We start from the raw sequence: 11,916 nt of genomic DNA on the forward strand, positions 1-11,916 counted from the left end.
TGGTTTTTTACTCCAATAAGAAGTTATAAACAGGTTAGATCTTATTCATCTTTAAGCTTTCCCCCACAATACTTACAATGCAGAGCATCATCATCATGATTGTCTTTAAAACATTCTGAGCAAACCTGTGTATTTGTGGGTATTTTCTTTATTACTTCTTTAGCCAATTCGCTGGTTACTATGCCAGTTGGTACTGCAATTATGGCATATCCGGTAATCATGATCACACCGGCAACAAATTTACCCAGAGTTGTTATGGGGGCAATGTCGCCGTAACCAACCGTGGTTAAGGTTACAACAGCCCAGTAGATACTTTCGGGTATGCTTCTGAATCCTTCATTTACAGGTTTTTCAATCATGTACATAACAGTACCCAATATGGTGATTAAGATTAAAACAGTAAACAGAAAAACACCAATTTTATTTCTGCCCGAAGCTAATGCCTGCCATAGAATAGATGCTTCTTTTACATACCTTGTCAATTTTAGCACACGAAAGATTCGTAATAATCTTAGAGATCTCAACACCAGTAACATTTGTGTTCCGGCAAGAAATAATCCAATGAAGGAAGGTAGAATGGCTAAAAGGTCAATAACACCGTAAAATGAAAAAATATATTTGCGGGGTTTGTCAAGCACCCAGATTCGAAGCAAATATTCAATCGTAAATAAAATGGTTAGAATCCATTCGGTTAAGTATACCCATTTTTCGAAGTGCTGAATTACACGACTATCACTTTCAATCATCACAATGATAACGCTAAAAAGAATCAGAACAATCAGAATGATATCGAACCACTTACCAGCTTTGGTGTCTGCTTCAAATATAACCTCGTAAAGTCTTTTTTTTACGCCTTTCATACACAGTGATGTTGAATGCCATTAATTATATGTGCTTAAAATTAACAAAAGAGGTAAGGATTGAAAACTATTACTAAATTTAATGTTCGATTATAAACTATAAGGAGTTTGATTTTAATATGAAGAAACTGGTTGTGTTAAGTGGAGCCGGAATGAGTGCTGAAAGTGGTATAAAGACTTTTCGTGATCACGATGGGTTATGGGAGAATCATGATGTTACACAGGTAGCCAGTCCGGAGGGATGGGCAGCAGATCCGCATTTGGTTCTTGAATTTTACAACCAGCGTCGTAAACAATTATATGAGACCAGGCCAAATGAAGGTCATGTAGGATTGGCTGAACTGGAAAATTTTTTTGATGTACATGTAATCACTCAAAATATTGATGATTTGCATGAGCAAGCCGGGAGTTCTAAGGTTCTGCATCTTCATGGCGAGTTAAAAAAAGTAAGAAGTACCGTTGATGAATCATTGGTGTATGAACTTGAAGGATGGCAACTGAACTGGGGTGACAAATGTGAGAAAGGTTCACAGCTGAGACCGCACATTGTATGGTTTGGTGAAGCAGTTCCTGCAATTGAACCTGCCATTGAATTGACTCAACAAGCTGATATTTTTGTGGTGGTTGGAACTTCGTTAAATGTTTATCCGGCTGCAGGATTATTAAATTATGTGTCTCGCGGAGTGCCGATCTATTTAATTGATCCGGCACAACCGATGTTTACTCCTTCATCCAACATTACTTTTATTCAGGAGAAGGCTACAACGGGGGTTAAAAAATTAATTAACATGCTTAAACCTCAACAATGAAAAATCTGATTGCAACCATCATTTTTATTCTTTTCATACTTCCCTGCACTAATGCACAGAGCTTTCGGGCCGGGTTTACCGGAGGGGCCACTGTTTCACAGGTGGATGGGGATACCTATGCAGGTTATAACAAATTGGGTCTTAATATCGGAGGTTTTGTGAGCAGGCAAATTACTCCAATGCTCGACCTGCAATTCGATATCAGTTATATTCAGAAAGGTGCGCGCAGAGCTCCCGATATTGAAAAGGGTGTTTATGATGATTACAAAATTGATTTGGGGTATGTTCAGTTTCCTGTAGTTGCCCGTTATTACATTAATGATTTCTCGATTGAGGCTGGCATTTCAATAGCCACATTACTTCATGATGATGAGTTCTGGGACGAACAATCAATTAAAGATAATGAAGGTGTTCCGCCTTTTAAAACCATGGAATTGGCCACCATTTTTGGGATTAATTATCATTTTAACGAACGACTTTGGTTTAATACGCGATTGTTGTATTCATTAAATCCAATTAGATTACCTTATGGTGGAGAAATTCCAATCTATGATCCTAAAAAGCATTGGTTAAGTAGAAATCCCGGGCAGTATAACAACAATATTGTTTTCTCTTTGTATTATGCCATCAATAAATTATAGGTAGGCGCATGCAATCGTAGCCAGACTTATCTTAACTCCGTCAATTTTTGACAAGGTGTTAATACATGCTTCCATGGTTGATCCGGTTGTAATAACATCATCTATTACCAATATGTGTTTGTTTCTGAGTTCTTCAGCTTTGTTCATGTTAAAAATACTTTCTACATTTTGCCATCTTTCAAATCGGCTTTTTTTAGTTTGGGTTGATGTATGTACAGCACGTTTTAAAACAGAAGTATTAACTGGTATATTCAAAATCTCATTTATACCGGTTGCGATTACTTCACTTTGGTTATAGCCTCTCTGTCTTTGTTTCAATTGGTGAAGTGGTACAGGAATAATTACATCAAAAATTTGTTCGCTTGATAAGATGGATTTACCCAATTCATTACCCAATAGCACACCTAATTTCTTGTTGCCTTTGTATTTGACCGAATGTAAAAGCTTTTGAACTCTTTCGCCCTTACGATAGTAATACAAAGCATACGAATATTCAACTTTGCATCTTCCCCAAAGTAGCGCTGAAATCACATTATCGTGAGGTCTTTTTTCAAAATGTGTTCGGGGAAGTCGTTTTAGGCATAGTCGACACACTTCGATTTCGTTTTTAAATAAATGCGTTCCACAACTCACACAGTTTTGAGGATAAAACAGATCAAACAAACTCTCTGAAGCTGATTTTATGGTGGTGGAAATGCTCATATCAAATTTTAAATTAATATAAACCAATAATTTAAAAGCTTCAACCCCTGTTTAAATAATTAAAAGTTAACAATCAATTAACTATCTCATAAATTGATTTTAATAATCTGGTAACATTACTACTATACATTTGCTTTCATAACATAACACAGAAAAAAATGAAAACACAGATAATATTGTTGGTTGGTTTATTGTTTATCGGAGTTAACTCTTTTGCTAATAATAAAGACAACAAAAAAGATGCAGATGCATCAACAAGTGCCATCACATCTCTATCGGGTATAATTACTGATGAGGCAACAGGTGAAAATCTTGCAGGCGTAAAAGTTATTCTTGAAGGAACGGATCAGGTTGCTTACACAGATTTTGATGGCATATTTACTTTTGATAATGTTAAGAAAGGAACATATACTTTAAAGTCAGATTATATCTCATATGCTGACAAAAAGACAACCATCGACACAAAAAAAGATACGAAAGTGGCGATAAAGCTGGAAGCTGAAAAATAAACAGAAAAACATATCTGTACTGAATAGCGACTCAATTTTGGGTCGCTATTTTTTTATCCAAAAAATTAACATTGCAAAACTATCAGGATATGAGTGTTTTAATTGTGTGCAAAAATATTTTTTCGACGCTATCTGATGTTAATGTAAATTAAATGTTAACTTTGTGTTAACCGTTTGGGTTTTCATTCGGATATTAATTTCTGAAAGCATCACACACAGGGCTTGGTTGGGAGATTAGTATAAACAATGAAAATTTAAACCATATGAACAAGTCGGTAATTTTATTCGCAATTTTAGCTACGTTAACTTCATTAGTTAATGCACAGCTTACGTATAAGGATGGTAAGTACTACGATCAGGAAGATAACTTATACACAGGTGTTTACACAGAATATTATGAGTCAGGCAGCAAAAAAGTAGAAATGAATGTTGTCAATGGCGAAAAACACGGAATCTCTACTCTTTATTTTGAAAATCAGAAAACAAACGAAATTCGTTCATACAAGAACAATGAAATGGACGGAAAATGGCTAACTTTTGATGAAAAGGGAACCAAAACTGCTGAAGCCAATTATAAAAATGGAGTGAAAGACGGTAATTGGTATATCTGGGATGAGAATGGCATATTACGATATGAAATGCTCTATTCTGAAGGAAAGAAGATTGGATCCTGGAAGATCTGGGACGAATCTGGTAAGCTGGTAGCTCAAAAAGATTATTAAACTCTCGTAACAATAAATTGAAAGGGCGAATCGTTGGGGTTCGCCCTTTTTATTTATACCCATTTCAAATTATTGCATACCAATACTTAATAGCTCATTTTTTAGTATTTTCAACGAAAATATTCAATCTATGAAACGACGGGATTTTATAAGAACAGGTATTGGTGCAGGGTTGTTAAGTGGGGCATTTCCCTTATTTGGAGGTTTGGATTCAGTGTATGGTCAACCTGCAAATGCTGAATATGACCTGGCAGCTGTGCGAGGAGGAACTGGCCCGGAAATGTTTGACAGGGCTATTGAAGCAATTGGCGGACTTGGAAGATTTGTTAAGTCTGGTCAGAAAGTGGTTCTCAAACCAAATATTGGTTGGGATGCACCACCGGAACGTGCTGCAAATACTAACCCTGAATTGGTAGGCCATATTGTTCAGTGTTGCAAAGATCAGGGTGCTTCAGAAGTATATGTCTTTGATAACACATGTAATAAATGGGACCGATGCTATACTAATAGTGGTATTGAAGCTGCTGTAAAAAAAGCAGGTGGTAAAATGGTGCCTGGTAACACTGAATCAATGTATCGTGAAGTGGAGATTCCTAATGGTGTTAAGTTAAAGTCGGCAAAGGTTCATAAGCAGATTCTCGAATCAGATGTTTTCATAAATGTTCCCATTATGAAGCATCATAGTAGTACTCAAATTTCCTTGGCTATGAAGAACCTGATGGGTGTTGTTTGGGATCGACGTTTTTATCATGCCAATGACCTGAATCAATGTATTGCTGATTTTTGTACTTTCCGCATGCCCGATCTAAATATCATTGATGGTTACAATATGATGACTAAGAATGGACCCAGAGGTGTATCATTAGCTGATGTTACTAATTTAAAAGCTCTTATTGCCTCTACTGATATTGTAGCAGCTGATGCGGCAGCCACCAAAATGTTTGGCCTGGAGCCTCAATCAATTGGTCACATTGAAATTGCTCATAAAATGAAACTGGGCAATATGAATCTTGAAGAACTAAGTATTAGCAAACAGAAAATAGCATAGCGAATTCATATAAATCCAATCGTATATGACTTTTAAAACATTAAAAAAAACAAGAGTGGTATTTGCCCTCTTGTTTTTTGTTTTCACTTTATCAATATTCCTTGATATTTATGAGAATTATGATTACGAATCAGTTAATCAAATTCTATTCTTACAATTTGTTCCATCGTTATTAATCTTTATAAAAGCATTAACGTGGAGTTCGGTTGGATTTATCATTATAATAGCACTTTCATTTTTTGTCGGAAGGATTTACTGTAGTACTATCTGTCCTTTGGGTATCTTACAGGATATTTTTTCTTTTATTGCTAAGAAAAGATCTACTCGTAAATTATTCTATAAGAAGAAAAAAGGGTATCCGATTCTACGATATAGCCTCCTCGCTGTTACCATTGTTACGATGTTATTTGGTTTCAACCTGGTAATTACTTTATTGGATCCTTATAGCAATTTCGGAAGGATTATCACTTATTTAATTAAGCCTTTGGTTGTTGGTGTAAACAATTTAGGGGCAATGGCTTTACATCATTTCGAAGTTTATAGTTTAAATCCGATGAAATTGATTTTAGCTCCCTGGTTCATTGCTCTTCTTACTCTTGCATTGTTGGTTACCATTGCTTATATGTCATATAAACGTGGACGTTTATTTTGTAATACCATTTGTCCGGTAGGAACTTTACTGGGTTTGATTTCAAAAGTATCCTTTCTGAAAATTCAATTTGATGAAAGTAAATGTACTAAATGTGGAAGCTGCATAGGTGTTTGCAAGAGTGAGTGTATTGATGTGAAAAATCTCTCAGTAGACCATTCGAGGTGTGTTGATTGTTTTAATTGTCTTTCCGTTTGTCCTGAATCAGCGTTAAATCTTACTTCAAAGAAATTTTACCCTACAATAGAGAGTGCTGAAGGTGAATCAAATAATTCCAGAAGAACAGCCATTGTTACAGGTTTATCTTTATTGGTTGGACAAAAAATATTATCAGAAGTGCAAAAAACGAAAGATACCTCAAATCTGAAGATTAACCAGAAAGATCATCCGGTAGCTCCTCCGGGAAGTATCTCAATTAGACGCTTTAACGAAATATGTACAGGTTGTGGCCTATGTGTAGCTGCTTGTCCAACACAGGTATTGCAACCTGCAACGACAGAATATGGATTAAAAGGTTTTATGCAGCCTCACATGGATTATATTTCGGGCTTTTGTAATTTCGATTGTAATGAATGTAGTCATGTTTGCCCAACGGGAGCTATTTTTCCTATTTCCATTGAAGAAAAACAATTAACACAATTAGGAAAGGCCGTTTTTGTAAAAGAAAATTGTGTTGTACATACCGATGGTACTGATTGTGGAGCATGCTCGGAACATTGCCCGACGAAAGCTGTTGATATGATTCCATATAAAGGAAATCTTCGAATACCGGAAGTTAATCAGGAAATTTGTATTGGTTGTGGAGCATGCGAACATCCTTGTCCGGTTAATGCACCTTACAAAGCCATTTATGTAAATGGTAATGCTGTGCATCAGGCTGCCAAAAAGCCGGTTGAAGAAGAAACTAATGTGGCCCCTGTTGAAGAGGACTTTCCGTTTTAAAGCATTTAGTATTTATCGGGATGATCAGTATCTTTGTAGTCTGATAAATTTTGATTAGACATTCATGCTTACATACTTGATCTTACAAAACCCTGGTCATAACCGGGTGTATTATAATCTGGCTGATAAACTGGCCCTGGCAGAATTACAACTTGCTTCACTGCGAATGGAGGTATCGTCTACCAATATTCGTATTGTTGATATTGCAGCTGTAAGATACCTGGCAATGGATTGTGATCGTGAACTTAGTGAGGCTGATCTGCAAATTATTTCACGTCTTTCATTTGTTTTTGCCTTATTTCAATTAGATGAATCTGCAGGCAAACAGAGACTCATGCCAATTGCGGCCTCGGCTTATCAATATGTAGATGATAAAATCAGTTCGCTTCTGAAATATCAGGGTAAAACAAATGAATTGTTTACCAAGATGATGGTTAATGTTGCTTTGCTGTCGAGTAATTTTAAGTATGATGAAACCATCAACCTGTTGGATCCGGTTGCCGGAAAAGGTACAACACTTTTTGAAAGTTCAGTTTACGGGTTTAACAGCTATGGAATTGAGATAGAACCCAAGTCTGTTCAGGAAGCAACCCTATTCTTTAAAAAATACATCGAAACAGAACGATATAAGCACAAGGCTGATAAAAGAATGATCTCAGGTAAAAGTAAGGCAGATGCTATATATATACAGGAGTTTGAATATGCAAGGGACAAAGAAGAATTCAAGTCTGAGTCACTTCGGAAGAAGCTTGCTTTTGTAAATGGCAATACCAATGATGCAGCCAATTATTTCAAATCTAATTTTTTTAACCTGATTGTTGGTGATTTGCCTTATGGTATAGCCCATGGTAATACAGGGGTAAAAAAAACCGGGTCTATTACCCGTAATCCTTCAGAATTACTTGAGCTGTGCTTACCCGGCTGGAATACGGTACTTAAAAAAGGTGGATGTATTGTTTTAGCCTGGAATTCTTTTGTTGTATCAAAACATAGACTTACCGGACATTTCAATGATAATGGTTTTGAAGTTTTGTCTGAGGCACCTTATGATCAATTTGAACATATGGTAGATAAATCAATTAAAAGAGACATTGTTGTTGCCCGTAAAATTTAAATTGCCAATCTTTTTTAAGACTAAAAGCCAAACTTATTGCAGAAATTAATTAGTTATGATTGTAGCCTCTGCTCAGACCAAACCCTCACAGGGTGTTATTCACGAAAACCTTGAAAATCATATAGAGTTAATTAAGTTAGCAGCACAAAATAATGCTCAGCTTATACTTTTCCCCGAGCTCTCGTTAACAAGTTATGTGCGCGAAGAGGCCAAATCATTATCTATTAGTATTTATGATGAGGTTATTAATCAGCTCCGACAATATGCTATGGATTATAATATTTCCATAGTAGCTGGTGCTCCGGTTTATTCAGAGAACGGACTTCATATTGGATCCTTCATCATAACGCCTGAAGGGGGCGTTGATATTTATACCAAACAGTATCTTCATGAGGGAGAAGATTTGTTTTACAAACCTTCATTCAGTCATAATCCGGTCTTATACATTGGCGATTATAAATCGCAGTTTGCCATATGTGCCGATCTTGAAAATCCAGATCATATATTAGCTGCAAAAACAAACAAAGCAAAGCTTTATCTGGCCGGCATTTTTTATACACCTCAAAGTATGGATGGTCTGCATAAAAAGATGGCGCAATATTCAAAGAAGCATCAGATAAACATTTTGATTTCGAATTTTGTCGGAGAGTCATACGGATTCCCTGCCGGAGGCCGGAGTGCTTTCTGGAATGATAGAGGAGAAAAGGTTGCTGAACTGGACAGTGAAAGGAGTGGCATTTTATTAATGGATATTGAAGAAGGCATTCAGAGTAAAGAGTTATATCTGTAGATCAGATTTTATATTTCAAAAAAGCACTGTACTTTTACACCACATTTTTGAAGAATGAAGAAAGAAGACATCGCAAATAGCTTTATAGAAGCACAGGAAGTATTGAATCGTTTTATAAATGATTCAGAGAATTGGGACAGAATTCAGTTAGCCGGAGATTTAATGGTAAATGCCATTAACAAAGGTAACAAAATTCTTTCGTGTGGTAACGGTGGTTCTATGAGCGATGCCATGCATTTTGCTGAAGAGTTGACAGGGCAATTCAGAGATAGAAGAAGAGGAATGCCTGCCATTGCAATAGCTGATCCAACCCATATTACCTGTGTTGCCAATGATTATGGCTTTGATTATATCTTTTCGAGGTATGTTGAGGCTGTTGGCTGCAGTGGAGATGTGCTTCTGGCAATTAGTACAAGTGGAAATTCACCAAATGTTTTAAATGCAGCTAAGGCAGCTATTGAAAAAGGAATGAAAGTAGTTGCTCTAACAGGTAAGCAGGGCGGTGAATTAGCCGAAATTTGTGATGTTGAAATTCGTGCACCCCATAATGGATATTCCGACCGTATACAGGAAATTCATATTAAAGTCATACATATTCTGATTCAATACATTGAGGCGTATTGTAAATAATACAGATTATTGAAATAAGTTTCTGCGATTTTTTTTAACTTGAGTAAAAATCGCATAGTATGCTTGTAAAAACCTTCGGATCAGCAGTTAGTGGCGTTGATGCCTACACAATAACCATTGAAGTCAATGTTTCTCAAGGTATACGATTTCATTTGGTAGGTTTACCCGATAATGCAGTTAAAGAGAGTCAGCAACGAATAGAATCGGCACTTAAGATTAGTAATTACAAATGGCCGGGTCATAAAATTGTAATTAATATGGCGCCGGCTGATATTCGTAAAGAAGGTTCTGCCTATGATCTTCCTCTTGCCATAGGTGTACTTGCTGCATCTTCACAAATTGATAATTCATTGTTGGCTGATTATATCATCATGGGAGAATTGTCTCTCGATGGCAGTTTACAACCTGTAAAGGGAGTTCTTCCCATGGCAGTGAAAGCTAAAGAAGAAGGTTTTAAAGGATGTATTCTACCAATACAAAATGCAAAAGAAGCAGCTGTTGTTAGCGATTTACAAGTATATGGTTTTGATAATATTGCGGAGGTTATCAAGTTCTTGAATTCAGAATCAGATGTTGAAGCAGTTAAACTGAATACCGAAGAAGAATTTGCCAAAGGAATACAAACGGTTGATTTTGACTTTTCCGATGTTAAAGGTCAGGAAAGCGTAAAAAGGGCGCTGGAAGTTGCAGCGGCTGGAGGGCATAACATTATAATGATCGGACCTCCAGGAGCTGGTAAGTCAATGTTAGCGAAACGCCTGGCAAGTATTTTACCTCCTTTATCATTGGATGAAGCCTTGGAAACAACAAAAATCCATTCAGTAGCTGGTAAAACCAATTCAAAGAATTCACTAATCACACAACGTCCGTTTCGTAGCCCACATCATACAATATCGGATGCCGGTTTAATAGGTGGTGGCTCTTTTCCACAACCTGGTGAAATCTCACTGGCTCATAACGGAGTGCTTTTTCTGGATGAATTACCCGAATTCAAACGAACTGTTCTGGAGGTAATGCGTCAACCTTTGGAAGATAGAAACATTAATATAGCCAGAGCCCGTTTTTCAATCGATTATCCAGCGAGCTTTATGTTGGTTGCCAGTATGAATCCATGTCCGTGTGGGTATTTTAATCATCCTGAGAAAAAATGTGTTTGCAGTCCCGGAGTTGTTCAAAAATATTTGAGCCGTATATCAGGACCATTACTCGACAGGATTGATCTGCATATCGAAGTTGTTCCGGTTCCTTTTAATAAACTGGCTGAGACACCTTTGTCAGAAAAAAGTATTGTGGTGAGAGAAAGAGTGGTTGAAGCCAGAAAGATTCAGAATGAACGTTTTAAAAGTAATGATAAGGTTCATTGTAATGCGCAAATGACCGGGAAGATGCTTGCAAAATATGCTACTCCTGATGAAAGTGGGATGAGTATTCTCAAAACAGCTATGGAAAGATTGGATTTATCAGCACGTGCATACGATAGAATATTAAAAGTTTCACGAACGATTGCAGACCTAGAAGGTTCATCTTCAATACAATCACATCATGTGGCTGAAGCCGTTCAATACCGAAGTCTTGATCGTTCGGGTTGGGGTGCTTAAATTTGCATTTCGTCTAATAAATATGCCTGATGACCAAAATTGATAAACAATCAATGAACAAAGGTGTTACAAATGAAACCAAAATCAAATGACGAAAAAAAGCAAAGATATGAGCGCTAACAGTTTAATGGATCCAATAGGTCGTTTAATGGGCCTTCGCTATAAATCGCACCCATGGCATGGTATCGATATCGGAGAAAACAGCCCAGATATTATCACCTCGTTTATCGAAGTAGTACCAACCGATACTATCAAATATGAGATTGATAAGGTGAGTGGTTACTTACGAATTGATCGTCCACAAAAATATTCAAATGTTGTACCTGCCCCGTATGGTTTTATTCCTCAAACCTATTGTGGTAAAAAAGTGGGAGCATACTGTTCAGAGAAAACCGGTAAGAAAGACATTATTGGAGATGGTGATCCATTGGATATACTGTTACTGACAGAAAAGGACATTCCACATGGTGATGTATTGGCCCAGGCTATTCCAATTGGTGGGTTCAGAATGTTGGATGGTAACCAGGCTGATGATAAAATCATATCTGTATTGAAGAATGATGTGATGTATGGTGAGTATAAGGATATTACAGAGATGCCTGAAATGGTAATCAAACGTTTGAAGCATTATTTTCTGACTTATAAAGACATGCCAGGATTAAGCAATGATTCAGAAATCACACATATTTATAATGCAGAAGAAGCTAAAAAAGTAATCAAACTATCCATGGAGGATTATGAGAACCGATTTGAAGGATTGCGCAGAGCATTATCGACATACTAAATATATTAATCCCTGTTAAAAGCAGGGATTTTTAGTTTTTAATTGGATGGTTTTCCCTTTTTAAAGTGAATTGGTGTTCACTACCTTCACAGTCATATTGAATATCTATTCCAGATAT

13 protein-coding genes are annotated in these 11,916 nt (G+C 36.7%); 11 read left to right on the forward strand and 2 right to left on the reverse strand.

Annotation, left to right across the window (positions count from 1 at the left end):
• Positions 1-41: 41 nt before the first annotated feature.
• The gene (locus ACRD62_RS15110; protein WP_430820944.1) at positions 42-860 is read right to left on the reverse strand and encodes an ion transporter; all 819 of its coding nucleotides are present in this window, start codon (positions 858-860) and stop codon (positions 42-44) included.
• Between the two features lie 119 nt (positions 861-979).
• Between ACRD62_RS15110 and ACRD62_RS15115 the strand changes: the two genes are divergently transcribed.
• Together ACRD62_RS15115 and ACRD62_RS15120 are read left to right on the forward strand one after the other, a co-directional pair.
• The gene (locus ACRD62_RS15115) at positions 980-1,669 is read left to right on the forward strand and encodes an SIR2 family NAD-dependent protein deacylase (protein WP_430820945.1); all 690 of its coding nucleotides are present in this window, start codon (positions 980-982) and stop codon (positions 1,667-1,669) included.
• Positions 1,666-2,310 carry a porin family protein gene (locus tag ACRD62_RS15120; RefSeq protein WP_430820946.1) on the forward strand — a complete coding sequence of 215 codons (645 nt, stop codon included), beginning with the start codon at positions 1,666-1,668 and terminating at the stop codon, positions 2,308-2,310. The genes ACRD62_RS15115 and ACRD62_RS15120 overlap by 4 nt, the downstream gene beginning before the upstream one ends.
• Here ACRD62_RS15120 and ACRD62_RS15125 read toward each other — a convergent pair.
• Entirely contained in the window at positions 2,305-3,012 is a 708-nt protein-coding gene (locus tag ACRD62_RS15125) for a ComF family protein (protein ID WP_430820947.1), read from the reverse strand. The two genes, ACRD62_RS15120 and ACRD62_RS15125, sit on opposite strands and share 6 nt — an antisense overlap.
• A 158-nt stretch (positions 3,013-3,170) precedes the next feature.
• Between ACRD62_RS15125 and ACRD62_RS15130 the strand changes: the two genes are divergently transcribed.
• The 9 genes from ACRD62_RS15130 (at position 3,171) to ACRD62_RS15170 (ending at position 11,798) form a co-directional block, all read left to right on the forward strand.
• The gene (locus ACRD62_RS15130) at positions 3,171-3,521 is read left to right on the forward strand and encodes a beta-sandwich domain-containing protein (RefSeq protein ID WP_430820948.1); all 351 of its coding nucleotides are present in this window, start codon (positions 3,171-3,173) and stop codon (positions 3,519-3,521) included.
• Between the two features lie 263 nt (positions 3,522-3,784).
• A complete protein-coding gene (locus ACRD62_RS15135; RefSeq protein ID WP_430820949.1) occupies positions 3,785-4,243 on the forward strand; it encodes a toxin-antitoxin system YwqK family antitoxin in 459 nt (152 codons plus the stop codon).
• A gap of 130 nt (positions 4,244-4,373) precedes the next feature.
• Positions 4,374-5,291 (forward strand): DUF362 domain-containing protein, encoded by a 918-nt coding sequence (locus ACRD62_RS15140; RefSeq protein ID WP_321406945.1) that lies wholly within the window; start codon positions 4,374-4,376, stop codon positions 5,289-5,291.
• A 25-nt stretch (positions 5,292-5,316) separates the two neighbouring features.
• A complete protein-coding gene (locus ACRD62_RS15145) occupies positions 5,317-6,882 on the forward strand; it encodes a 4Fe-4S dicluster domain-containing protein (protein WP_430820950.1) in 1,566 nt (521 codons plus the stop codon).
• A 64-nt stretch (positions 6,883-6,946) separates the two neighbouring features.
• Positions 6,947-7,996, forward strand: a complete 1,050-nt coding sequence (locus ACRD62_RS15150) for a TRM11 family SAM-dependent methyltransferase (RefSeq protein ID WP_430820951.1) — start codon at positions 6,947-6,949, stop codon at positions 7,994-7,996.
• Between the two features lie 55 nt (positions 7,997-8,051).
• Positions 8,052-8,786: a carbon-nitrogen hydrolase family protein gene (locus ACRD62_RS15155; RefSeq protein WP_430820952.1), complete on the forward strand. Its 735-nt coding sequence runs from the start codon at positions 8,052-8,054 to the stop codon at positions 8,784-8,786.
• Positions 8,787-8,840: 54 nt separating this feature from the next.
• Positions 8,841-9,416: a D-sedoheptulose 7-phosphate isomerase gene (lpcA, locus tag ACRD62_RS15160; RefSeq protein WP_430820953.1), complete on the forward strand. Its 576-nt coding sequence runs from the start codon at positions 8,841-8,843 to the stop codon at positions 9,414-9,416.
• 59 nt (positions 9,417-9,475) lie between these two features.
• A complete protein-coding gene (locus tag ACRD62_RS15165) occupies positions 9,476-11,014 on the forward strand; it encodes a YifB family Mg chelatase-like AAA ATPase (RefSeq protein WP_430820954.1) in 1,539 nt (512 codons plus the stop codon).
• Positions 11,015-11,102: 88 nt separating this feature from the next.
• Positions 11,103-11,798, forward strand: a complete 696-nt coding sequence (locus tag ACRD62_RS15170) for an inorganic pyrophosphatase (protein ID WP_430820955.1) — start codon at positions 11,103-11,105, stop codon at positions 11,796-11,798.
• Positions 11,799-11,916 lie beyond the last annotated feature (118 nt).

The sequence above is a fragment of the Carboxylicivirga caseinilyticus genome (assembly GCF_050589785.1).
Lineage (GTDB): Bacteria > Bacteroidota > Bacteroidia > Bacteroidales > Marinilabiliaceae > Carboxylicivirga > Carboxylicivirga caseinilyticus.